This window comes from Streptomyces sp. Je 1-369, from assembly GCF_026810505.1.
In the GTDB taxonomy this organism is placed as follows: Bacteria; Actinomycetota; Actinomycetes; order Streptomycetales; family Streptomycetaceae; genus Streptomyces.
In genome coordinates this window covers 2,496,997-2,520,662 of the sequence record NZ_CP101750.1, presented here as the reverse complement: position 1 = coordinate 2,520,662, position 23,666 = coordinate 2,496,997, and the positions used below count along the sequence as shown (strand labels likewise).

At 70.4% G+C, this 23,666-nt stretch carries 21 protein-coding genes; 13 read left to right on the top strand and 8 right to left on the bottom strand.

What is annotated here, in order from left to right:
• Window positions 1-77: 77 nt before the first annotated feature.
• On the top strand, window positions 78-1,172 hold the full coding sequence (locus NOO62_RS11540; protein ID WP_268770794.1) for a class I SAM-dependent methyltransferase: 1,095 nt from the start codon (window positions 78-80) through the stop codon (window positions 1,170-1,172).
• Here NOO62_RS11540 and NOO62_RS11535 read toward each other — a convergent pair.
• Window positions 1,148-2,392, bottom strand: a complete 1,245-nt coding sequence (locus NOO62_RS11535; protein WP_268770793.1) for a bifunctional adenosylcobinamide kinase/adenosylcobinamide-phosphate guanylyltransferase — start codon at window positions 2,390-2,392, stop codon at window positions 1,148-1,150. The genes NOO62_RS11540 and NOO62_RS11535 overlap by 25 nt on opposite strands.
• Window positions 2,393-2,683: 291 nt before the next feature.
• Between NOO62_RS11535 and NOO62_RS11530 the strand changes: the two genes are divergently transcribed.
• The gene (locus NOO62_RS11530; RefSeq protein WP_268770792.1) at window positions 2,684-2,920 is read left to right on the top strand and encodes a hypothetical protein; all 237 of its coding nucleotides are present in this window, start codon (window positions 2,684-2,686) and stop codon (window positions 2,918-2,920) included.
• A gap of 59 nt (window positions 2,921-2,979) precedes the next feature.
• Here the strand turns inward: NOO62_RS11530 and NOO62_RS11525 are convergent, their stop codons facing one another.
• The 3 genes from NOO62_RS11525 to NOO62_RS11515 form a co-directional block, all read right to left on the bottom strand.
• Complete coding sequence (locus NOO62_RS11525; RefSeq protein ID WP_268770791.1) at window positions 2,980-4,056, bottom strand: S1C family serine protease; 1,077 nt, start codon at window positions 4,054-4,056, stop codon at window positions 2,980-2,982.
• A gap of 101 nt (window positions 4,057-4,157) precedes the next feature.
• The gene (locus NOO62_RS11520; protein WP_268770790.1) at window positions 4,158-4,865 is read right to left on the bottom strand and encodes a class I SAM-dependent methyltransferase; all 708 of its coding nucleotides are present in this window, start codon (window positions 4,863-4,865) and stop codon (window positions 4,158-4,160) included.
• A gap of 74 nt (window positions 4,866-4,939) precedes the next feature.
• Window positions 4,940-5,566, bottom strand: coding sequence for a DUF3043 domain-containing protein (locus NOO62_RS11515; RefSeq protein WP_268770789.1), 627 nt, complete (start codon window positions 5,564-5,566; stop codon window positions 4,940-4,942).
• A gap of 290 nt (window positions 5,567-5,856) precedes the next feature.
• Here NOO62_RS11515 and NOO62_RS11510 point away from each other — a divergent pair, with 290 nt between their 5' ends.
• The 5 genes from NOO62_RS11510 (at window position 5,857) to NOO62_RS11490 (ending at window position 12,342) form a co-directional block, all read left to right on the top strand.
• On the top strand, window positions 5,857-6,657 hold the full coding sequence (locus tag NOO62_RS11510) for a PspA/IM30 family protein (protein WP_268770788.1): 801 nt from the start codon (window positions 5,857-5,859) through the stop codon (window positions 6,655-6,657).
• 27 nt (window positions 6,658-6,684) lie between these two features.
• Window positions 6,685-6,963 (top strand): PspA-associated protein PspAA, encoded by a 279-nt coding sequence (pspAA, locus tag NOO62_RS11505; protein ID WP_268770787.1) that lies wholly within the window; start codon window positions 6,685-6,687, stop codon window positions 6,961-6,963.
• A 156-nt stretch (window positions 6,964-7,119) separates the two neighbouring features.
• A complete protein-coding gene (locus NOO62_RS11500) occupies window positions 7,120-8,343 on the top strand; it encodes a sensor histidine kinase (RefSeq protein ID WP_268770786.1) in 1,224 nt (407 codons plus the stop codon).
• Entirely contained in the window at window positions 8,340-9,020 is a 681-nt protein-coding gene (locus NOO62_RS11495; protein ID WP_268770785.1) for a response regulator, read from the top strand. Before NOO62_RS11500 ends, NOO62_RS11495 begins: the two co-directional genes overlap by 4 nt.
• Before the next feature lie 184 nt (window positions 9,021-9,204).
• Window positions 9,205-12,342, top strand: a complete 3,138-nt coding sequence (locus NOO62_RS11490; RefSeq protein ID WP_268770784.1) for an efflux RND transporter permease subunit — start codon at window positions 9,205-9,207, stop codon at window positions 12,340-12,342.
• A gap of 77 nt (window positions 12,343-12,419) precedes the next feature.
• Here NOO62_RS11490 and nadA read toward each other — a convergent pair whose 3' ends face one another.
• Entirely contained in the window at window positions 12,420-13,637 is a 1,218-nt protein-coding gene (gene nadA / locus NOO62_RS11485; protein ID WP_414930804.1) for a quinolinate synthase NadA, read from the bottom strand.
• 247 nt (window positions 13,638-13,884) lie between these two features.
• On the opposite strand from nadA, the gene NOO62_RS11480 reads away from it, so the two are divergent.
• Window positions 13,885-14,241, top strand: coding sequence for a HesB/IscA family protein (locus NOO62_RS11480; RefSeq protein ID WP_268770782.1), 357 nt, complete (start codon window positions 13,885-13,887; stop codon window positions 14,239-14,241).
• A gap of 106 nt (window positions 14,242-14,347) precedes the next feature.
• Here the strand turns inward: NOO62_RS11480 and NOO62_RS11475 are convergent, their stop codons facing one another.
• On the bottom strand, window positions 14,348-15,883 hold the full coding sequence (locus tag NOO62_RS11475; protein WP_268770781.1) for a hypothetical protein: 1,536 nt from the start codon (window positions 15,881-15,883) through the stop codon (window positions 14,348-14,350).
• A 166-nt stretch (window positions 15,884-16,049) separates the two neighbouring features.
• Window positions 16,050-16,274, bottom strand: a complete 225-nt coding sequence (locus NOO62_RS11470; RefSeq protein WP_268775977.1) for a hypothetical protein — start codon at window positions 16,272-16,274, stop codon at window positions 16,050-16,052.
• Between the two features lie 134 nt (window positions 16,275-16,408).
• On the opposite strand from NOO62_RS11470, the gene NOO62_RS11465 reads away from it, so the two are divergent.
• Entirely contained in the window at window positions 16,409-17,383 is a 975-nt protein-coding gene (locus NOO62_RS11465; RefSeq protein ID WP_268770780.1) for a carbohydrate kinase family protein, read from the top strand.
• 19 nt (window positions 17,384-17,402) lie between these two features.
• On the opposite strand, the gene NOO62_RS11460 is transcribed toward NOO62_RS11465, so the two are convergent.
• The gene (locus tag NOO62_RS11460) at window positions 17,403-18,779 is read right to left on the bottom strand and encodes a cysteine desulfurase/sulfurtransferase TusA family protein (protein WP_268770779.1); all 1,377 of its coding nucleotides are present in this window, start codon (window positions 18,777-18,779) and stop codon (window positions 17,403-17,405) included.
• A gap of 348 nt (window positions 18,780-19,127) precedes the next feature.
• Here NOO62_RS11460 and coxB point away from each other — a divergent pair, with 348 nt between their 5' ends.
• The 4 genes from coxB to NOO62_RS11440 all read left to right on the top strand — a co-directional run bounded on the left by coxB (window position 19,128) and on the right by NOO62_RS11440 (window position 23,594).
• On the top strand, window positions 19,128-20,090 hold the full coding sequence (gene coxB, locus NOO62_RS11455; protein ID WP_268770778.1) for a cytochrome c oxidase subunit II: 963 nt from the start codon (window positions 19,128-19,130) through the stop codon (window positions 20,088-20,090).
• Window positions 20,087-21,823: a cytochrome c oxidase subunit I gene (ctaD, locus tag NOO62_RS11450; protein ID WP_268770777.1), complete on the top strand. Its 1,737-nt coding sequence runs from the start codon at window positions 20,087-20,089 to the stop codon at window positions 21,821-21,823. The genes coxB and ctaD overlap by 4 nt, the downstream gene beginning before the upstream one ends.
• Window positions 21,820-22,218 (top strand): cytochrome c oxidase subunit 4, encoded by a 399-nt coding sequence (locus NOO62_RS11445; RefSeq protein ID WP_268770776.1) that lies wholly within the window; start codon window positions 21,820-21,822, stop codon window positions 22,216-22,218. The genes ctaD and NOO62_RS11445 overlap by 4 nt, the downstream gene beginning before the upstream one ends.
• Before the next feature lie 131 nt (window positions 22,219-22,349).
• The gene (locus NOO62_RS11440) at window positions 22,350-23,594 is read left to right on the top strand and encodes a L,D-transpeptidase (protein ID WP_268770775.1); all 1,245 of its coding nucleotides are present in this window, start codon (window positions 22,350-22,352) and stop codon (window positions 23,592-23,594) included.
• The last annotated feature ends 72 nt before the right edge of the window (window positions 23,595-23,666 follow it).

The window sequence follows — 23,666 nt, the reverse complement described above, 5'->3', positions numbered from 1 at the left end:
AGCACCGCAAACGCGGGAATGGTCCCTTACGCACCTTTACTTTCCCGTTTGTCCCGGCTTCCTCCAGGAGTGCGACCATGACCACGGATGCCGTCGCCCGACGAGTCGCCGCCCGGCGCTCCGGCTACCTCGCCGAACTTGCCCAGGGCACCGAGCGGTTCCACGAGCCCCGCCGCACCGACTGCCCCTGGTGCGGCTCCGAGCGCCTGCGGGCACGGCTGCGCACCGCCGACCTGGTCCAGCACAAGCCGGGCAGGTTCAGACTCGACCGGTGCGGCGACTGCGGCCACTCCTTCCAGAACCCCCGGCTCACCCCCGAAGGCCTCGCCTTCTACTGCAGGGACGCCCGCGAGGCACCCGTGCTGCCCCGCCTCTCCGGCGCCCGCATCCGCGCCCGCGCCCACGTCCGGGCCCGCGCGCTCGGCGCCCTCGACGAGCCCGAGTGCTGGCTGGACGTCGGCACCGGTACGGCGCACTTCCCGGCCCTGGCCAGGCACGTCCTGCCGTACACCGCCTTCGACGGCCTCGACACGGGCGCCGGCGTCCTGGAGGGGCTGCGGCGCGGCCGCATCGAGGAGGGCCACCGCGGCTCCCTCACCACGCTCGCGGGCCCCCTCGCGGGCCGCTACGACGCGCTCAGCATGTTCCACACCCTCCAGCACGCCCCCGACCCGCGCGCGGAGCTCAGAGCCGCGCGCACCGTGCTGCGCCCCGGCGGCCACCTGATGATCGAGACCCCCGACCCCCAGTGCCGCTACGCCAAGCTGCTCGGCAAGTGGTGGGCCTCCTACGGCCAGCCGCGCCACCTGCACCTCGTGCCACTCGCCAACCTCCGCGTGGAGCTGGAGAAGCTCGGCTTCACGGTCGTCGGCGTCGAACGCCGCGCACCGCACGTACCGCTCGACCTCGCCTCGGCCGTCGCGCTGTTCGTCAACGGCCGCATCCCCGGCCCCGACGTGCCGTGGCGCGCCAAGGCCGTCTCCCCGCTCCGGCTGAGACTGCGCCGAGCCGCCTGGTGGGCGACCGTGCCGCTGCTGCTCCTCGCCCGCGCCCTCGACACGCTCCTGAGCCCCCTGCTCACCCGCACCGGCTTCTCCAACACCTACCGGGTCATCGCGCGCAGGGGCGCTCAGGAGGTGCGGGAGGGTCAGCCCCGCAGCGCCAGCGCCTGACCCGCCACCACGAGCAGCACGTGTTCGCACTCGGCGGCGAACAGGGTGTTCAGGCGGCCCAGTTCGTCGCGGTAGCGGCGGCCCGACGCGGTCGCGGGGACGATCCCGGAGCCGACCTCGTTCGACACGGCGGCCACCGTGCGCCGGGTCGCCCGCACCGCCTCCGCGAGTTCGACGACCCGCCGCCGCAGCTCCCGCTCCCCGCCGCTCGCCCACTCGTCGTCGTCCCACGCCTTCACCTCGTCCATGACGTGGGTCAGCCACAGCGAAAGACAGTCGACGAGCAGCGGGGGACCGTCCTCGGCGAGCAGCGGTACGAGGTCGCAGGTCTCCGTCGTACGCCACGAGCCGGGGCGGCGTTCACGGTGCACGCTCACCCGCCGCGCCCACTCGGTGTCACCGTTCCTGGTCCCGCCCGTCGCCACGTACAGCACCTCGGGAAAGGCCTCGAGGCGCCGCTCGGCCTCCACCGACTTGCCCGACCGCGCCCCGCCGAGGACCAGCGTCCGGCGCGGCACGTCCGGTACGTCCTCGTAGGCGCCGATCACGAGCGTCGACCCGTCCGGCACGGCACGCGCCCCGGCGGCCGCCAGACGGCGCGTCAGCTCCGGACCCGGCGGCGCCTCGTGGCCGATGTGCACCGCGATCACGTCGGTGGTGGGCCCGACGGCACCGGCCGCCCGCAGCCGGGCGAGACCGTCCGGGCGCCCCAGGACATCGGCGACGACCATCTCGTACGGGGACCGCTTGCCGTGCGCCTGCACGCCCCCGTTCCCCTGCACGCCCCCGTTCCCTTCACCGAGCCCGGCGGGCGCCCCGCCCGGCGGCAGGTACAGCAGCCGCTCGCCGTCAGGACCCGTCACCTCGTACCCGGACCCCGGCGCGTCCAGCGCCACCGCCCGCACCCGGTGCCCGGTCAGCAGCGCGAGCTCCCGCCCGTCGGCGACCCGCCCCGGCTGCGGCAGCCCCGCAGGCACCTCGACGGCGGGCCCGTCGTGCGGATGCGAGAGGAGCACCTGGCGCACCCCGCCCAGCGAGTGCCCGGCACGGGCGGCCGCGAAGGCGGCACCGGGGGTGAGGTCGAGCAGCAGGACGCCGTCCACGAGGAGCGCGGTGGCGGCGCGCGCCGCGGGACCGAGCGCGGTCGCGCACGGCGCACAGGGGCAGTCGGGGAGCGGCAGTCCGCCGGGGGCGCCGGTGCCGAGCAGAGTCAGTTCCACACGAAGATCCTCCCGCGTCACGTCCAGTGCCGCGCGCCCGGCCCAGGGCCTGTCCGGCGGATCCGGGCGCGGACGCGGGGTCTGGCACGCCCATCTGCGGCGTTGTCGTCGGTTGCCAACGCTCCGCGTTGACGCCCTCCTCCGCCTTGCAGCTGGACGCGCCAGACCCCGCTCACCTGCACCGCAAGGGTGGAATGCCACCCTCACGCGCCCTGATCCGCCGGACAGGCCCTAGGCTGCAAACGGATTCAAGCGGTTCACACACCGCTACGGGACCTTCGGGAGGCTGACATGGCGGCATGGACGTGGCGGTTCGAGAAGGCGGACGGGACGGAGGTCCAGCCCGCGGTGCAGCCCGAGGAGTTCACCACACAGGGCGACGCCGAGTCCTGGGTCGGTGAGTACTGGAAGGCGCTGGCCGAGGGCGGCGCCGACCAGGTGACCCTCTTCGAGGACACGCGGGAGATCTACGGGCCGATGAGCCTGCACATGGAGGGCGCCGAGGAGTCCGAGGACGCCTCCGCCTGACGGGCGGCACGCGTACGACGGGGGGCGGCTGCCCCCCGCCGTACGCGCGGCCGCTGCGGCTAGATCTCTCCGAGGGTGACGTCGGCGGTCTTCTCGTCCCCGTCCCGCACGTATGTGACCTTCGTCTTCTGGCCCGGCTTGTCCGAAGCGAGCGCTTCGGAGAGCGAGTTGATGGTGCTGATCCCGTCGTCGCCGAGCCGGGTGATGATGTCCCCGGCAGCCAGGCCCGCCTTCGCCGCGGGGCCGCCCTCGGGCGCCTCGACGACGGCCACGCCCGCGGGCCGGTAGTCGTCGCCGAGGACCGTGCGGCCCGTGATGCCGAGCGCCGCCCGGCCCGAGTCGGTGACCTTGCCGCTCCTGACGATCTGGTCGGCGACGGTCTTCACCATCGACGACGGGATCGCGAAGCCGATGCCGGGCGCCGCACTGTCACCCATCTGAGGGTCGCTCGCGGCGAGCGTGGGGATGCCGATGACCTTCCCGTCGAGGTCGACGAGCGCGCCGCCGCTGTTGCCCGGGTTGATCGCCGCGGAGGTCTGCACCATGTTGGCGATCGTCGCCCCGGTCCCGCCGCCCGAACGGCCCTCGCTGACGGTGCGCCCGGTCGCCGAGACGATGCCCTGGGTGACGCTGGAGGACAGGCCGAGCGGGGAGCCCATGGCCAGCACGATCTGCCCGACCTCGGCCTTGGTGGAGTCGCCGAACTCGGCGGCCTTCAGCCCGTCCGGTACGTCGCTCAGCTTGATGACGGCCAGGTCCTGCTCCGGGTAGGAGGCGACCAGGTCGGCGGTGAGCGCCTGCTCGCCGGTCGCCGTCGTCACCTTGAAGCGCTTCTCCTTGCCCACGACATGGGCGTTGGTGACGATGTGCCCCTTGTCGTCGTACACGACCCCGGACCCCAGGCCCTCGGAGGCGTCGATCTGGACGACGGACGGCAGGACGTCCTTGATCACCTTCTGGTAGTCGTCCTGCAGATCGCTCGCGGCGGCCGGTGCGGCCTGTGTGGTGGACCTGCCGGAGTCGCTGGAACCGGAGGAGGAACATCCGCCCACGAGGACGAGAGCGGCGAGGGCGGCGACGCACGCCACGGAGGCGGCGGGGTTACGGGAGACATCAGGCTTACGGGAGGCAGTCATGCCCCGAGTGTCGGATTTGTCGTCCGGGGCCGCCCTGAATTAGGGGGCCGAACAGGCGTCGTCCCTCAGCCCCCTCGGCCTGCCGCGGCCCCCTCGCCCCGCTAGTCCCGCACTCCGCAAAGATGCAGCAGCGCGGCAACCCGCCGGTACGGATCGGTGCGCCCCGCCCGCTCCTCCGCGGCCAGCAGCGTCTCCAGCTCCCACTCCGGGGGCAGCGCCGCACCGTCGGCCACGGTGTCCGTGAAGACCCGCACGCCGTACCAGGCCTGGAGCGGCGCCGCGATCCCCGCCAACGCGGAGGTCAGCACGTCGAGCCGGTCCGCGCGGGCGTCGATCCCGAGCCGGTTGCGGTACGTCGCGGAGTCGAACGCGGCGAGCGCCCCCGACCAGTCCCCGGCGAGCCCCGGCCGCATGGCCAGCGCCTCCGCGTTGCGCACCAGCAGCGAGAGCAGCCCGCCGGGCGCCAGCATCCGGGCGAGCCCGGCGAGGAGCGCGTCGGGCTCCTCCACGTACATCAGTACGCCGTGGCAGAGCACGACGTCGAAGCTGCCGGGCAGGAAGTGCACCCCGGTCTGGTGCCCGTCGCCCTCGACGATCCGCACCCGCCCCTGGATGCCCTCGGGCTCGTCGGCGAGCGCCGCGCGGGCCGCCGCGATCATGGCGGAGTCCTGCTCGACGCCCGTCACCTTGTGACCGGCACGGGCGAGCCGCAGCGCCTGCGTGCCCTGGCCCATGCCGACGTCGAGCACGCGGAGCCGCTGCCCCACGGGGAAGCGCCCGATTATCTGCTCGTCGAGCTGGCGCGCCACCAGCTCCTGGCGAACGGCGTTGCGCAGGCCGCCCAGCTTCTCCAGCCAGGCGCCGGCCCCGCCGGTGAATCCGCTCAGGGCCGCTCTCCGCGCTTGACCTGAGGCTTCGGCAGACGCAGCCGGCGCATCTGGAGCGTACGCATCAGGCCGTAGGCGACGGCGCCCTTCTTGTTCTCGTCCGGGAAGCGCTCGTTCAGGCGCTTCTTGAGGCGGAACACGATGACGACCGAGTCGACGATGATCAGGACGATCACGAAGAGCCAGGCAAGCAGCGCGACATTCTGCAGCTGAGGCACCTGGACGATGCTCAGGACGAGAATGATCACCGCGAGGGGCAGGAAGAACTCGGCGACGCAGAAACGCGAGTCCACGAAGTCGCGCGCGAACTTGCGCACGGGACCCTTGTCACGAGCGGGCAGGAACCGCTCGTCGCCGCTCGCCATCGCCTCGCGCTGCTTCGCCATCTGCGTGCGGCGCTCGTCGCGCTGCCGCTTGGCGGCCTCCTTGCGCGTCGTCGGCGTGTTGGTCACGCTGCGGCGCTGGGACTGGGCCATGGCGCGCTTGGGGGTCGGGCGGCCCTTGGGGGCCTGCGGGTCACGGGGCTGGTTGGAGTCGGTCACCGGCGCCTGGACAGCCGGGGCCTTCTCTTCCTTGGATCGGCTACGGAACACAAAATCCAAGGGTACGGGGTGCGGGGACATGGACGTCCGCCCGGAGGGGAACGATCCGGCAACGCCGGGCGTCTTGATTACGTGCCCAATGGGACGTAGCAGGCGGTAAGCGCCCGGTCCGGCGCCTGCCTCTCGCTCTTCCCGGGGTCGGCTCACAGGGGTGCACCTACTCCTTACGCCGGAGCGGTGCCGGACGCAGTCGTCCTTGGGGATGAGCGCATCGGCACGCGAACAGTGCGGTAATGGATGCAGGGCCCGTACTGTGGTTCTGAGCAGGTACCTGGAGCTGGAAGTCCGTCAGAAGGGGGCGCGCGAAGCCCATGAGCGGTGTCATGAAGCGTATGGGGATGATCTTCCGCGCGAAGGCGAACAAGGCCCTCGACAGGGCCGAGGACCCGCGCGAGACCCTCGATTACTCGTACCAGAAGCAGCTGGAGCTGTTGCAGAAGGTGCGCCGCGGCGTCGCCGACGTGGCGACCTCCCGCAAGCGTCTCGAACTGCAGCTGACCCAGCTCCAGAAGCAGTCCTCGACCCTGGAGGACCAGGGCCGCAAGGCGCTGGCGCTCGGCCGTGAGGACCTGGCCCGCGAGGCCCTGTCCCGCCGTGCGGCGCTCCAGCAGCAGGTGACGGACCTGGAGACGCAGCACCAGACCCTCCAGGGCGAGGAGGAGAAGCTCACCCTCGCGGCGCAGCGGCTTCAGGCCAAGGTCGACGCCTTCCGCACCAAGAAGGAGACGATCAAGGCCACGTACACCGCGGCCCAGGCGCAGACCCGCATCGGCGAGGCCTTCTCCGGCATCTCCGAGGAGATGGGCGACGTCGGCATGGCGATCCAGCGCGCCGAGGACAAGACCGCGCAGCTCCAGGCGCGGGCCGGTGCGATCGACGAACTGCTCGCCTCCGGGGCGCTCGACGACTCCTCCGGACTGGCCAAGGACGACATCCAGTCCGAGCTGGACCGGCTCTCCGGTGGTACAGATGTAGAGCTGGAGCTGCAGCGCATGAAGGCGGAACTCGCCGGAGGCTCCAGCGGTGGGCAGCAGGCGATCGAGGGTGGCAAGGGCCAGTCCCAGCCGCACTCGCAGCAGCCCCAGGACACCCCGCGCTTGGACAAGCAGTAGCCCTACGCACGTCCTGAGGAGGACGACATGATCGTACGGATCATGGGGGAGGGGCAGGTGAAGCTGGCGGACAGCCACTTCGCCGAACTCAACAAGCTGGACGACGAGCTGCTCGAAGAGATGGAGAGCGGCGACGAGCCCGGCTTCCGCCGTACGCTCCACGCCCTCCTGGACAAGGTCCGAGAACTCGGCACGCCCCTTCCGGACGACGCCCTGGAACCCTCGGAACTGATCCTCCCGTCTGCGGACGCAACCCTCCCCGAGGTCAAGGACATGCTCTCGGACGACGGCTTGATCCCAGGCTGACGTGACGCGGGGGCGCAGCCCCTGAGGGCGCGGGGCTGTGACATGTGCGGCTCCGCCGCGCGGGCGCGCCGAGCCCCCACCGGCCCGAGGCCAACGCACAACGCAACAACCCCGATCCGCCCGAGGCCCCCGGCCGGCCCCCGTAACGTTAAGCGCGTGACCACTCTCGTACGAGGCCGCGGCTGGGCCCGAACGCACCCCCTCGCCGTGGACGCCGCGCTAGCCACCGCCGTCCTCGTCTGCATGGTCGTCGGCTCCTTCGCCGAGCCGAACGGAGAGCACGGCCCCACCTGGGGCACCCGCACCCCCGACGCCCCCAGCCTCATTCTGATGACGCTCGGCGCGCTCGCCCTGGTCTTCCGCCGCCGCGCCCCCTGGTGCGTACTCGCCGCGACCTGCGCGGCCGCCATCGTCGAGCTGCTCACCGGCCAGCCCCGCGCGCCCGTCGTGATGTGCGCGGTCATCGCGCTGTTCACCGTCGCCGCCCGCACGGACCGTTCCACGACCTGGCGGATCGGCCTGGTCACGATGGTGGGTCTCACCGGCATCGCGATGCTCTCGGGCGACCCCCTGCCCTGGTACGCGCAGGAAAACCTCGGCATCTTCGCCTGGACCGGCATGGCCGCCACCGCGGGCGACGCCGTGCGCAGCCGCCGCGCCTTCGTCGACGCCATAAGGGAGCGCGCGGAGCGTGCGGAACGTACGAGGGAGGAAGAGGCCCGGCGCCGCGTGGCCGAGGAACGGCTGCGGATCGCCCGCGACCTGCACGACGTGGTCGCCCACCACATCGCCCTGGTCAACGTGCAGGCAGGCGTCGCGGCGCACGTCATGGACCGGCGGCCCGACCAGGCCAAGGAAGCCCTCTCGCACGTACGGGACGCCAGCCGCTCCGCCCTCAACGAACTCCGCGCCACCGTCGGCCTGTTGCGGCAGACCGGCGACCCGGAGGCGCCCACCGAGCCGGCCCCCGGCCTGCACCGCCTCGACGAACTCGTCGAGACGTTCCGCAACGCGGGCCTGCCCGTGGAGGTCGCCCTCGGCCAAGTCGGCCTCGACCTCGCGGCCGCCGTCGACCTCGCCGCGTTCCGGATCATCCAGGAGGCCCTGACCAATGTGCAGAAGCACGCGGGGCAGGACGCCAAGGCCGAGGTGAGCGTCGTCCGCGTCGGCCCGAACGTCGAGGTCACCGTCATCGACGACGGTCCCGGCCACGCCAAGGGCGACGGACCCAACACCGACGGCGGCGGCCACGGCCTGCTCGGCATGCGCGAACGCGTCACCGCGCTCGGCGGCAGCTGCTCCGCGGGGCCCCGCTACGGAGGCGGCTTCCGCGTCCATGCGATCCTGCCCGTCACCACGGCAAAGGGAGGGACCGCGTGACGATCCGCGTACTGCTCGCCGACGACCAGGCGCTGCTGCGCAGCGCGTTCAAGGTGCTCGTCGACTCGGAGTCCGACATGGAGGTGGTCGGCGAGGCGTCCGACGGGGCGGAGGCGGTCGAACTCGCCAAGTCGGAGCGGGCCGACGTGGTCCTGATGGACATCCGGATGCCCGGCACCGACGGACTCGCCGCCACCCGCATGATCAGCGCGGACCCCTCACTCGCCCACGTCCGCGTGGTGATGCTGACGACCTTCGAGGTCGACGAGTACGTGGTGCAGTCGCTGCGCGCGGGTGCCTCGGGGTTCCTCGGCAAGGGGGCGGAGCCCGACGAACTGCTCGGCGCCATCCGCGTCGCGGCGGCGGGCGAGGCGCTGCTTTCGCCGGTGGCCACCAAAGGGCTGATCGCCAAGTTCCTCGCGCAGGGCGACGGTCAGGACGGTGACGGCCGCGCGCGCGGCGAGCGGCTCGACGCGCTCACCGGACGCGAGCGCGAGGTCCTCGTACAGGTCGCGGGCGGCCACTCGAACGACGAGATCGCCGAGCGCCTCGAAGTCAGCCCGCTCACCGTGAAGACCCACGTGAACCGCGCGATGGCGAAGCTCGGCGCACGCGACCGGGCCCAACTCGTCGTCATTGCGTACGAATCGGGCCTGGTGCGTCCACGGGTGGAGTGACGCGTGGGGCGGCGTACTGCGGGCGCAGTATGCGTGGCATACGAAATGGTCCTCTGAGCGGGGCGTCGCGTACCGGCCGTGGCTGAGAGTGTGAGGGACGGGCGAAGCTTGCCGCAGGCACCCACTTTCCGGGCCCGGCCCCGCCCGCCTCCCCCCGCCGCGCATGCCACAGAGAGAGACCACCATGTCCTGGCTTTCCAGGTTCAGCCTTGCCCAACGGGCACTCATAGGGCTGATGTCGATCATCGCGATCGTCTTCGGCGCCATCGCGATACCGCAGCTCAAGCAGCAGCTGCTGCCCTCCATCGAACTGCCCATGGTGTCCGTGCTCGCCCCGTACCAGGGTGCGTCTCCCGATGTGGTCGAGAAGCAGGTCGTCGAGCCGCTCGAGAACACCATCGACGCGGTCGACGGCATCACCGGCGTCACCTCCACGGCGAGCGAGGGCAACGCCGTGATCATGGCCTCGTTCGACTACGGCAGCGGCTCCAAGCAGCTCGTCGCCGACGTCCAGCAGGCCGTGAACCGCGCCCGCGCCGAACTCCCCGACGACGTCGACCCGCAGGTCGTCGCGGGCTCCACCGACGACATCCCCACCGTCGTCCTCTCCGTCACCTCCGACAAGGACCAGCAGGCCCTCGCCGACCAGTTGGACCGCACCGTCGTGCCGTCCCTCAAGGACATCGACGGCGTCGGCCAGGTCACCGTCGACGGCGTGCGCGACCTCCAGGTCGACGTCACCCCCGACGACCGCAGGCTGGCGAAGGCGGGGCTGACCCCGGCCGCACTCGGCAAGGCGCTCCAGGCGGGCGGCGCCACCCTGCCCGCGGGCTCCTTCGACGAGGGCGGCAAGAACCGCACCGTGCAGGTCGGCGGCGGCTACACCTCGCTGCGGCAGATCGAGGACCTGCGCGTCACGCCCGAGGCCACGCCCGGTGAGCGGCCCGGCAAGCCGGTGCGCCTCGGCGACGTCGCCACGGTCGAGCAGCGGCCGTCCACCGCGACGTCCATCACGCGCACCGATGGCGAGCCGAGCCTCGCGGTCGCCGTCACCATGGACCACGACGGCAGCGCCGTCGCCATCTCCGACGCGGTCCAGGACAAGCTGCCCGGCCTGCGCGAGGACCTCGGCTCCGGCGCGACCCTGACGGTCGCGAGCGACCAGGGCCCGGCCGTCGCCAAGTCCATCGAGGGCCTCACCACGGAGGGCGCGCTCGGCCTGGTCTTCGCGGTCGTCATCATCCTGGTCTTCCTGGCGTCGGTCCGCTCGACGCTGGTCACCGCGGTCTCCATCCCGCTCTCGGTCGTCCTCGCCCTGATCGTCCTGTGGACTCGCGACCTCTCCCTCAACATGCTCACGCTCGGCGCGCTGACCATCGCGATCGGCCGCGTCGTCGACGACTCGATCGTGGTCCTGGAGAACATCAAGCGCCACCTCGGCTACGGCGAGGAGCGCGAGCAGGCGATCCTGAAGGCGGTCCGTGAGGTGGCGGGCGCGGTCACGTCCTCCACCCTCACCACGGTCGCGGTGTTCCTCCCCATCGGCCTCGTCGGCGGCATGGTGGGCGAGCTCTTCGGCTCGTTCTCGCTGACGGTCACGGCGGCGCTCCTCGCCTCCCTGCTCGTCTCGCTCACCGTCGTGCCGGTCCTCTCGTACTGGTTCCTGCGCGCCCCGAAGGCGATCCAGGGCGTCGACCCGGAGGAGGCCCGCCGCAAGGCCGAGGAGAAGGAGAGCCGCAGCAGGCTCCAGCGGATGTACGTCCCCGTCCTGCGCTTCGCGACGCGCCGCCGCCTCACCAGCCTCGGCATCGCGCTCGTCATCCTGGTCGGCACGTTCGGCATGGCGCCGCTCCTGAAGACGAACTTCTTCGACCAGGGCGAGCAGGAAGTCCTGACCATCAAGCAGGAGCTGAAGCCCGGCACGAGCCTGTCGGCGTCGGACGCAGCGGCGAAGAAGGTCGAGAAGATGCTCTCCGGCATCGACGAGATCAAGGACTACCAGGTCACGGTCGGCTCCTCCGGCTTCATGGCGGCCTTCGGCGGCGGCACGGACACGAACCAGGCGTCGTACACCCTCACGCTCAAGGACAAGTCCTCCTACGACACGACGCAGGACCTCGTCGAGAAGGAGCTCGGCAAGCTCTCCGGGATCGGCAGGACCACCGTCTCCGCCGGTGACGGCTTCGGCAACCAGGATCTGAGCGTCGTGGTGAAGGCCGCCGACGCGAAGGTGCTGCGCGAGGCGTCCGACGACGTACGGGACGAGGTCGCGAAGCTCGACGACGTCACCGACGTCCAGAGCGACCTGGCGCAGAGCGTCCCGCGCATCTCGGTCAAGGGCACCGCCAAGGCGGCCGCGGCCGGGTTCGACGAGACGACCCTCGGCCAGGCCGTCGCCCAGTCGGTACGCGGCACCACCAGCGGCAAGGCGATCCTCGACGACACCGAGCGCGATGTCGTGATCAAGTCGTCGAAACCGGCGAAGACCCTCGACGAGCTGCGGAAACTGACCCTGCGCCCCGGCGTGCGGCTCGGCGACATCGCCGACGTCCGACTGGTCGACGGGCCGGTCTCGATGACCCGCATCGACGGTGCCCGCGCGGCGACGATCACGGCGAAGCCGACCGGCGACAACACGGGTGCGGTCAGCGCGGACCTCACGAAGAAGCTCGACGCGCTGAAGCTTCCCGACGGTGCGACGGCCTCGATCGGCGGCGTCTCCGAGGACCAGGACGAGGCGTTCGCCAAGCTGGGCCTGGCCATGCTGGCAGCCGTCGCGATCGTCTTCATGCTCCTGGTCGCGACGTTCCGCTCGCTGGTCCAGCCGCTGATCCTGCTGGTCTCCATCCCGTTCGCGGCGACGGGCGCGATCGGCCTCCTGGTCGCCACGGACACACCGATGGGCGTCCCGGCGATGATCGGCATGCTGATGCTCATCGGCATCGTCGTCACGAACGCGATCGTGCTGATCGACCTCATCAACCAGTACCGCGGACAGGGCTACGGCACGGTCGAGGCGGTCATCGAAGGCGGCCGCCACCGACTCCGCCCGATCCTGATGACGGCCCTGGCGACCATCTTCGCCCTGCTCCCGATGGCCCTGGGCATCACGGGCGAGGGCGGCTTCATAGCCCAGCCGCTGGCGGTGGTCGTCATCGGCGGCCTCATCACCTCGACCCTCCTCACCCTCCTCCTGGTCCCGACGCTCTACGCGATGGTGGAACTCCGCAAGGACCGCAGGCGCGCGAAGCGCGAGGCGAGGCGGACGAAGAAGTCCGAGTCCGAGGCCCGGCCCCACACCCCGGAGCCGTCCCAGCCCTGACACCCGGCACGAACCCGGAAGGGGCGCCCCTCGTCACGACGAGGGGCGCCCCTTCCGGGTTGATCACGACAGCCGCCCTACGGCAGCGCCAGCATCCGCTCCAGCGCCAGTTTCGCGAACTGCTCGGTCTCCCGGTCCACCTCGATCCGGTTGACGAGCTTGCCGTCCGCGAGGGACTCCAGCGTCCAGACCAGGTGCGGCAGGTCGATGCGGTTCATGGTCGAGCAGAAGCAGACCGTCTTGTCGAGGAAGACGATCTCCTTGTCCTCCGCGGCGAAACGGTTCGCCAGGCGGCGTACGAGATTCAGCTCGGTCCCGATCGCCCACTTGGAACCGGCGGGAGCCGCCTCCAGGGTCTGGATGATGTGCTCCGTGGAGCCCACGTAGTCCGCCGCGGCGACGACCTCGTGCTTGCACTCCGGGTGCACCAGCACGTTCACGCCGGGGATGCGCGCGCGGACGTCCTCCACGCTCTCCAGCGAGAAGCGCCCGTGCACCGAGCAGTGCCCGCGCCACAGGATCATCTTCGCGTCGCGCAGCTGCTCCGCGGTCAGGCCGCCGCCCGGCTTGTGCGGGTTGTAGACGACGCAGTCGTCGAGCGAGAAGCCCATGTCGCGCACGGCGGTGTTCCGGCCCAGGTGCTGGTCCGGCAGGAAGAGCACCTTCGTCGAACCGGGCTCCCCCTGCCCGTACGCCCACTCAAGGGCGCGCTTGGCATTCGACGACGTACAGATCGTGCCGCCGTGCTTGCCCGTGAACGCCTTGATGTCGGCCGACGAGTTCATGTACGAGACGGGCACGACCTGCTCGGCGACGCCGGCCTCGGTCAGCACGTCCCAGCACTCGGCGACCTGCTCGGCGGTGGCCATGTCGGCCATCGAGCAGCCCGCGGCCAGGTCGGGCAGTACGACCTTCTGGTCGTCCGTCGTCAGGATGTCCGCGGACTCGGCCATGAAGTGCACACCGCAGAAGACGATGTACTCGGCGTCCGGCCGCGCGGCCGCGTCACGCGCCAGCTTGAAGGAGTCACCGGTGACGTCAGCGAACTGGATCACCTCGTCGCGCTGGTAGTGGTGGCCCAGCACGAAGACCTTGCCCCCGAGCCTCTCCTTGGCGGCGCGGGCGCGCTCCACCAGGTCCGGGTCGGAGGGGGACGGCAGATCGCCGGGGCACTCCACGCCGCGCTCGCTCCTGGGGTCGGCCTCGCGGCCGAGGAGCAGCAGGGCGAGGGGCGTGGGCTGTACATCGAGGGTCACGCTGTCCGCGGGGGACTGGGCGGTGGTCACAACACGCACCCTTTCTGACTCTGCAGACGATCCTTTTCGTCTAATTGACGTTATCTATCATAACCGCTTCGTGTCACTTTGACGATGGCCATAGTGTCGATGTGACGCATTCGCCGTCCGGCGGCCCGCTGTTCCTCGCCGTGCCATGTGCGAGCATGAAGGGGTAAGACGTAAGCGCTCGGCCCGGAATGAATCCGCGGCCCCGCCGGTTGCAACCGTCGGCAAGCAGTCTCCGTACAACCCGGGAGAGAAGCAGATGTCCGTATCGGACGAGACCACCACCGTGAACGACGGCATCCTCCTGTCGGACGCCGCCGCGGGCAAGGTGAAGGGCCTGCTGGAGCAGGAGGGCCGGGACGACCTGGCGCTGCGCGTCGCCGTTCAGCCCGGCGGCTGCTCGGGCCTTCGCTACCAGCTGTTCTTCGACGAGCGCACGCTCGACGGCGACGTCGTCAAGGACTTCGACGGCGTGAAGGTCGTCACGGACCGGATGAGCGCTCCCTACCTGGGCGGCGCCTCCATCGACTTCGTGGACACCATCGAGAAGCAGGGCTTCACGATCGACAACCCGAACGCCACGGGCTCCTGCGCCTGCGGCGACTCCTTCAGCTGAGGCTGCGAGGCACCCACGTCGAAGGCGGCGGCCCCCTGAGTTCCCAGGGGGCCGCCGCCTTCGTGTGTGCTGCTCGCGGTGTGTGCTGCTCGCGGTGTGTGCCGCGTTACTTCCGCCGGACCGTGTCGCCCGCCGAGTCCACGACCTCGCGGTCGCCCAGCGGCTTGTCCAGGGTGACCTTCTTCTTGAGGTCCTTGGCCATCATGATGCAGACGTCACCGGTCTTGCCGGTCTCCTTGACCGCGACCTTCACGCGGTCGCCGTCCTCCTGCGCCGACGCGGCGTACTCACTGCAGGCGCTGCCCCAGAAGTGCACGGTCAGCGACTTCCCGTCGGCGCTGTAGGACGTGAGGCGCGTCTTGTCCGTACCGGTACCACCCTGATCGCTGCCGTCACCCTTGTCGCCCGGCTGCTTCGTGGGCGTCGGGGTGCCCGGCGTGCTCGGCGACGTCAGGTACTCGGGCGCGACCGCCGGGTGCGTCACCGTGAACGTGTCCTGCGCGCCCTGCGGCTTCACGTCGAACAGCCAGGACGGTACGAGGGTCTGCTTGCCGTCCACGAAGTGCGTCGCGAGGCCGAACGTGGCGCCGCTGACGGAGACCGGCTGCGGCTTCGCCGCCTCGGACGACGGCTTGCAGGGGGCCTGCTTCGGGCCGCTGCCGCCCTCGTTCTTCGTCTCGTCGTCGGCGTGCGGCACCGGAGTCGCGCAGCCGCCGATGCCGACGCGGCCGCCGCCGCCCGCCGCGTTCAGCTGGTCCAGGGTCTTCTGGGCACTGATGACGGGGTACTTCGCCCCCTTCTCCGGCGCCTTCAACTGGCCGCTGCCGCCGACCACTTCGCCGCCCGCGCCGACCTGGATGCCGGTCGACCAGCCGTACGTCGGCAGGCCGTCCACCTTCGGGTCGGCGTTCACCACCCGTACGGCACCCATCAGCTGGGTCGCGTCCAGCTTCGCGTCGTCCTGCCCGAGGGCCTTCAGGACGGGCGCCGCGGCGTCCTTGGCCGCCTGCTCGCCGACCGCGTCGCCCGTCTCGCCGTTCGGTGCGACGGAGCTCTTGGAACAGGGCTTGCCGCGGGAGCAGTTGTCGGTGCCGCCCGTGCCGTGCCCCGCGTAGGTCCAGGTGCCGGGCGCCTCCTTGTTCACCTGCAGCGAGGGCCCGGAACCGTCGTTGGAGTGCCCCACCTTCCAGGTGCCGTCCTGCGACGTCGGCGTCCCCTCCACACCCAGGGCCTTCGCGAGCTTGCTCACCTCGGCCGCGGTGACCTCACCGCGTGCGTGGTACACCGAGGCCGACTCCGGTCCTTCGGGCAGCTTGGTGGTCGCCCTGTAGCGCGCGCCGTTCGGGTCGGGCTCGCCGGGCGCGATGCCGGGGGAGTCGCCGGTGCCGCCGGTGCCGCTCTTGCTGTCGCCCTGCCGGTCGGCGGCCGGATAGCCGTCCAGGGCGAGGGGCGGCGGATTGCCGCCGTCCCCCGCGGGTGCCCCGTCACCGCCGCCGTTGCCGCCACCGCCGGACGCGGACGCCGCGAAGTACGCCCCACCGCCGCCGACCAGCAGCACGGTGGCCGCGACCGAGGCGACGGCCAGGCGGGACCGCCGCCGCTGCGGCTCGGACGCCTCTTGATCGGATCGCTCGGTGCTCACCGCATCGCTCCTTCGACTGCACTGCTGTCCCGGACATCCCACGGGTGACTGCCACCGGTGGGCTTCGTCGTATCCCAGTTCCCCTTTACGGGGGACGGCGATGGGACGCAGGAGGGGAGCGCACGGTTCCCTTCGGCACGCGCCGGGACCCTGCGATCAGTCTCCCTCAGTCTCCGTACTCCGACATTTCGCCGATCAGGCGCGCGGAGGAGGGCGGGACGCTGATGCCGTGGATCAGCGAGGGCGGCACGGGGGCGGCCGCGGCCGCGGCGGGCACCGCCCAGTGCGGCACCATGCGGGCGCAGTCGCCGCGCAGCGACTCCATGCTCTCGGCGCCCTCGGTGGCCGTGGCGCGACGCTTCAGGACGACATCCTTCGGGATAACGGTCATAACGGCACCGTATGCATCCGGACGCTCACGAAAAAAGCCCTACTATCGGGTAGTTTTGGCACTTCAGGCGGGGTGCCTCGACCCGGTAGCGTGAACTGTCAATCCTCGCCTCTCCTCCACAGGAGCATCCAGCCGTGCGTATCGCAGTCACCGGCTCCATCGCCACCGACCACCTGATGACCTTCCCCGGCCGCTTCGCCGACCAGCTGGTCGCCGATCAGCTGCACACGGTCTCCCTCTCCTTCCTCGTCGACGCCCTCGACGTGCGCAGGGGCGGTGTCGCCGCCAACATCACCTTCGGCATGGGGCAGCTCGGCACCCGCCCGATCCTGGTCGGCGCCGCCGGCTCCGACTTCGACGAGTACCGCGCCTGGCTCGACCGGCACGGCGTGGACACGGCCTCGGTCCGCATCTCCGAGACGCTGCACACCGCGCGCTTCGTCTGCACCACGGACGCCGACCACAACCAGATCGGCTCCTTCTACACGGGCGCGATGAGCGAGGCCCGCCTCATCGAACTGAAGACCGTCGCGGACCGCGTGGGCGGCCTCGACCTCGTCTCGATCGGCGCCGACGACCCCGAGGCGATGCTCCGCCACACCGAGGAGTGCCGCTCCCGCGGCATCCCGTTCGCCGCGGACTTCTCGCAGCAGATCGCGCGGATGGAGGGCGAGGAGATCCGCACGCTCCTCGACGGGGCGACGTACCTCTTCTCCAACGAGTACGAGAAGGGGCTCATCGAGTCCAAGACCGGCTGGACCGACGCCGAGATCCTCTCGCGGGTCGGCCACCGCGTGACGACCCTCGGCGCGAACGGCGTCCGCATAGAGGCCGTCGGCAAGGACCCGGTCGAGGTCGGCGTCCCGGAGGAGGAGGCGAAGGTCGAGCCGACCGGCGTCGGCGACGCGTTCCGCGCGGGCTTCCTCTCGGGCCTCGCCTGGGGCGTCTCCCACGAGCGCGCGGCGCAGGTCGGCTGCATGCTCGCGACCCTGGTCATCGAGACCGTCGGCACGCAGGAGTACGAGCTGCGCCGCAGCAACTTCATGGACCGCTTCACCAAGGCGTACGGCGACGAGGCCGCCGCCGAGGTCGAGCCCCACCTGGCCTAGGGGCCCAACGCTCAGCCGGTCACGAGCTCCGGCGGACCACGTACGCGACACCGCGGTCCGCCGGCCGCTCGCCCACGTACTCCTGCTCCCGCGTCCAGCACCAGGCGGGGATGTCCACGGCCGCGACCTCGTCGTCGGCGAGGACGGTGACGGTGCCGCCCACCCGTACCCGCCCGATCGCCTTGGCCAGCTCGATCACCGGCAGCGGGCAGCTCATCCCCAGCGCGTCGACGGTCACGGCCTCCGCGTCCCCGGCCCCGCCCCCGACCGGCGCGCCCAGGGTCTCCCGCACCCCCCGCACGACCCCGGGCAGCACCTCCAGGAACCGCTCGACCTCCGCCTCCTCGGCCCCGAACGGCAGCGACACCCGTACGTTCCCCTCGCTGACCACCCCCATGGCGCGCAGCACATGGCTCGGCGTCAGCGTCGAGCTGGTGCACGAGGACCCGGACGACACGGAGAAACCGGCCCGGTCCAGCTCGTGCAGCACCGTCTCCCCGTCGACATAGAGACAGGAGAAGGTGACGAGGTGCGGCAGGCGCCGCACCGGATCGCCCACCACCTCCACGTCCGGCACCAGCCCCGGCACCCGCGCCCTGATCCGCTCCGTCAGCTCCCGCAGCCGTACCCCCTCCGCGTCCGCCTCGGCCCGCACCGCCCGCAACGAGGCGGCCGCCGCCACGATCGCCGGAATGTTCTCGAAGCCGACGGCACGCCCGGACTCCCGCTCGTCGACGGGCCCTTGCACGGCGAAGCGCACTCCCTTCCGCACGACGAGAAGCCCGACTCCTGCCGGACCGCCCCATTTGTGGGCACTCCCGGTCAGCAGCGACCAGTCCCCGTCGACACGCCCCCAGGGCAGCGACTGCGCCGCGTCCACCAGGAGCGGCACCCCGGCGGCCCGGCACACCTCCGCGACCCGGGCGACCGGCTGCACCGTGCCGACCTCGTGGTTGGCGGACTGCAGACAGGCGAGCGCGGTGTCGTCCCGGAGCGCCGCGGCGTACGCCTCCGGGTCCACCGCCCCGGCCCGGCCCACCCCGACTTCCGTCACCGCCCCGCCGTCGGCCTCATGGGCCTCGGCCGAATGGAGTACCGACGAATGTTCGACGGCCGACACGATCAGGTGGCGTCCGGCGCGCCGCCGCCCGGCCAGCGCCCCGGCCATCCCGGAGTGCACGGCACGGGTTCCCGAGGAGGTGAAGACGAGCTCGTCGGGCCGGCACCCCACGGCCTCGGCGGCCGCCTCCCGCGCGGCATCAAGCAGCAGCCGCGCCCGCCGCCCCTCGCGGTAGAGCCGCGCCGGATCGGCCCACCCCTCGTCCAGCGACGCGTGCAGCGCCTGCCGTGCAACGGGATGAAGAGGAGCGGAGGAAGCAACATCGAAGTAGGCCACACCCCCACGCTAAGACGTCCGGTCAGGGGGGAGCGCCCCGCAGGGGCCGCTCCCCAGGGGCGCGGGGAACTGCGCGCTCAGCCACCGGCCACCCGCACCCCCGGACCAGCAGATTCCGCCGAGCTCGGAGGCGTCCCGACCCTCCGTCAGAAAGCGGCCGAGGGAGCCTGGTCCCACCCTTCGGAGTGACCCGCGGCGCGTTAGGCACCCTCCCCGCGCGACCCCAAATAGCGTCCAGTAGGGTTTGGTCCGCATAAACATCCAAACCCCTGCCCGCCGCAGGGCGGCGACCGACCAGCGTGGAGGCCGCAGCCGACCGCGCGGGCGAGACTCTCGGGAAGGCGCTACGTGAGTCCCAACGGCTCCGACCGCTCGTCGCGGCGCCCGATGCGGCGGAAGCTGCCGCAGGTGCTGACTGCGGGCCTGATCCTGGCGACCGCCACCGGTTGCACATACAAGGATTTCCCCCGCCTTGGAATGCCCACCCCGGTAACGGAAGAGGCTCCGCGGATTCTCTCCCTCTGGCAGGGCTCGTGGGCGGCAGCGCTCGCCACGGGCGTGCTGGTATGGGGCCTGATCCTGTGGAGCGTCATCTTCCACCGGCGCAGCCGCACCAAGGTGGAAGTACCGTCGCAGACGCGTTACAACATGCCCATCGAGGCGCTGTACACGGTGGTTCCGCTCATCATCGTGTCGGTCCTCTTCTACTTCACGGCACGTGACGAGTCGAAGCTCCTCAAGCTCGAAGACAAGCCGGCCCACACGGTCAACGTGGTCGGCTATCAGTGGAGCTGGGGCTTCAACTACATCGAGGACGTGCCCGGTTCCGACAAGGGCGACGCCAAGACGTCCAAGGACCTGGACGCCATTCCGGACCGTTTCCGCAAGGACTTCCCGGCCAACGCCGGCGGTGTCTACGAAGTCGGTACGCCCGGCGAGCGGAACCCCCAGAACGGCAACCCCGGGCCGACCCTCTGGCTCCCCAAGGGCGAGAAGGTCCGTTTCGTTCTGACTTCGCGTGACGTCATCCACTCCTTCTGGGTGGTGCCGTTCCTCATGAAGCAGGACGTCATCCCGGGTCACACCAACGCCTTCGAGGTGACTCCCAACAAGGAGGGCACCTTCATGGGCAAGTGCGCCGAGCTCTGCGGCGTCGACCACTCCCGGATGCTCTTCAACGTCAAGGTCGTCTCTCCCGAGCGCTACAAGCAGCACCTCGAGGACCTCGTGAAGAAGAACCAGACCGGTTACATCCCGGCCGGCATCGAGCAGACGGGCCATGAGAAGAACCGGGAGACGAACAACCTGTGAGCATCCTCAACGAACCCCAGGGTGCCGCGGCAGCAGACTCGTACGAGGACGAGCTGCCGGTCAGGCGCAAGCAGCCGGGAAACGTCGTGATCAAGTGGCTGACCACCACTGACCACAAGACGATCGGCACGCTCTATCTGGTCACGTCGTTCGCGTTCTTCTGCATCGGCGGCGTCATGGCGCTCTTCATGCGCGCCGAACTGGCCCGTCCCGGCACGCAGATCATGTCGAACGAGCAGTTCAACCAGGCGTTCACGATGCACGGCACGATCATGCTGCTGATGTTCGCGACGCCGCTGTTCGCCGGTTTCGCGAACTGGATCATGCCGCTCCAGATCGGTGCTCCCGATGTGGCCTTCCCGCGGCTGAACATGTTCGCCTACTGGCTGTACCTGTTCGGCTCGCTGATCGCGGTCGGCGGGTTCCTCACCCCGCAGGGTGCGGCCGACTTCGGCTGGTTCGCGTACAGCCCGCTGTCGGACGCGGTCCGCTCGCCGGGCATCGGCGCGGACATGTGGATCATGGGTCTGGCGTTCTCCGGCTTCGGTACGATCCTCGGCTCGGTCAACTTCATCACCACGATCATCTGCATGCGCGCTCCGGGCATGACGATGTTCCGCATGCCGATCTTCGTGTGGAACGTGCTGCTGACCGCGGTGCTCGTCCTGCTGGCCTTCCCGGTCCTGGCCGCCGCGCTGTTCGCCCTGGAGGCGGACCGTAAATTCGGCGCCCACATCTTCGACGCCTCAAACGGCGGCGCCTTGCTGTGGCAACACCTCTTCTGGTTCTTCGGCCATCCAGAGGTGTACATCATCGCCCTGCCATTCTTCGGAATCATTTCCGAAGTGATCCCGGTGTTCTCCCGCAAGCCGATGTTCGGCTACATGGGCCTCATCGGCGCGACGATCGCCATCGCGGGTCTGTCCGTGACCGTGTGGGCCCACCACATGTACGTCACCGGCGGCGTGCTGTTGCCGTTCTTCTCCTTCATGACGTTCCTGATCGCCGTGCCAACCGGTGTGAAGTTCTTCAACTGGATCGGCACGATGTGGAAGGGGTCACTGAGTTTCGAGACCCCGATGCTCTGGGCGGTCGGCTTCCTGATCACCTTCACCTTCGGTGGTCTGACGGGCGTCATCCTGGCCTCGCCGCCGATGGACTTCCACGTCTCGGACTCGTACTTCGTGGTGGCGCACTTCCACTACGTGGTGTTCGGCACCGTGGTGTTCGCGATGTTCTCCGGCTTCCACTTCTGGTGGCCGAAGTTCACCGGCAAGATGCTCGACGAGCGGCTCGGCAAGATCACCTTCTGGACGCTGTTCATCGGCTTCCACGGCACGTTCCTCGTCCAGCACTGGCTGGGTGCCGAGGGCATGCCGCGCCGGTACGCGGACTACCTGCACGCCGACGGCTTCACGGCCCTGAACACGATCTCGACGATCTGTTCGTTCCTGCTCGGCCTGTCGATCCTGCCGTTCTTCTACAACATCTGGAAGACCGCCAAGTACGGCAAGAAGGTCGAGGTCGACGACCCGTGGGGCTACGGCCGCTCGCTGGAGTGGGCGACGTCCTGCCCGCCCCCGCGGCACAACTTCCTCACCCTGCCGCGCATCCGCTCGGAATCGCCGGCGTTCGACCTGCATCACCCTGAGATCGCGGCGATCGGCCACCTCGAGAACGACGGACAGAAGGACACCGCGCTGTTCGGCGGCGACAAGGAGGCCGCGAAGTGAAGATCCAGGGCAAGATGTTCATCTGGCTGAGCGTCTTCGTCCTCGCCATGGCGATCGTCTATGGCGTGTGGTCGAAGGAGCCCGCCGGTACCACGGCGCTCTTCCTGGCCTTCGGCCTGTGCATCATGATCGGCTACTACCTGGCCTTCACGGCCCGGCGTGTCGACGCCTCCGCACAGGACAACAAGGAGGCCGACGTCGCGGACGAGGCCGGCGAGGTGGGCTTCTTCAGCCCGCACAGCTGGCAGCCGCTCTCCCTGGCCGTCGGTGGCGCGCTCGCCTTCATGGGCGTCGTCTTCGGCTGGTGGCTGCTGTACTTCTCGGCCCCGATCCTCCTGATCGGCCTGTGGGGCTGGGTGTTCGAGTACTACCGCGGCGAGAACCAGACCCAGTGAGTCGGTAGTCCTCCCGCATCCGAAGGGCCCCGGCACTCCGTAAGGAGCGCCGGGGCCCTTCGGCGTAACCGACATCCCACGGACGGGTCACTCGCCGCGCCGGACGTGATGAACCTTCATACCGTGTGTTTATGAGCCACTCTCCGCGAATTCGCACGGTACTGAGCTGCACGATGCTGGTGGCCGCACTCGGTGCGGGGGCCACGGCCTGCGGGAGCTCCGACCACCCGCTCTCGGCGAAGCCGTACGACGCGGCGGACCAGATCGCCTTCAACGGCCCGGTGGGCAGCACGAAGGCGGATCCGGACAAGCCCCTAGAGGTCACGGCTCAGGGCGAGGACGGGCGCATCACCGACGTGCTGGCCACCGACGCGATGGGGCGGTACGTGGCGGGCGAACTCTCGGCCGACGGCGCCCGGTGGCACAGCACCACGCCTCTTGCGGCAGGCGCCCACTACACCGTGCGGGTGAGTGCGGAGGACGACGAGGGGGCGCCGGGCCGCAAGGTCCTGACCTTCGACACCGACCTGCCTTCCAAGGAGAAGCGGCTCAAGGTCACTTTCGGCCCCGACGCGGGCAAGTACGGCGTCGGACAGCCCGTCACCGCCTCGCTCAGCAAGCCGGTGAAGGGCAAGGAGGCCAGAGCGGTCGTCGAGCGCGCCCTGAAGGTCCGCTCGGCGCCCGCCACCGAGGGCTCCTGGTACTGGGTGGACAGCGAGACGCTGCACTACCGCCCGAAGGAGTACTGGCCCGCCGGCGCGACCGTCAGCGTCTCCAGCAACCTGGAGGGCCTCAAGGTCAAGGACAAGCTGTGGGGCGGCGAGGCCAAGCCGCTCAAGCTGACCATCGGCGACCGCGTCGAGGCCGTGACGGACGCCGGATCGCACTACATGACGGTCTACCGCAACGGCGAGGAGATCAACTCCATGCCCGTGACCACGGGCAAGCCCGGCTACTCGACGCGCAACGGCGTCAAGGTGGTGCTGGGCAAGGAGTACTCCGTACGTATGACCAGTGCCAGCATCGGCGCATCGGACTTCTACGACAAGATGGTCTATTACGCGACACGGGTGACCGACTCGGGTGAGTATGTGCACGCCGCGCCCTGGTCGGTGGGTTCGCAGGGCGCCGCGAACACCAGCCACGGCTGCACCGGCATGAGCACCGGGAACGCCGCCTGGTTCTACGAGACGGTCCGGCAGGGCGACCTCGTGACGGTCATCAACAGCTACGGCGAGGACATGCCGGCGTTCGGCAACGGACTCGGCGACTGGAACCTGAGCTGGAAGAAGTGGCGCAAGGGCAGCGCGCTGCTCTCCGGGGCCAAGGAGGGCCCCGCGGCGGCCGACGCGGCCAGGCTGCGGCCGCACGTCTGACGGACCGGCAGAGAGGCTGTCAGAGACGCACGAGAGGGGCCCGCGCCGTGGCGTGGGCCCCTCTCGGTGAAT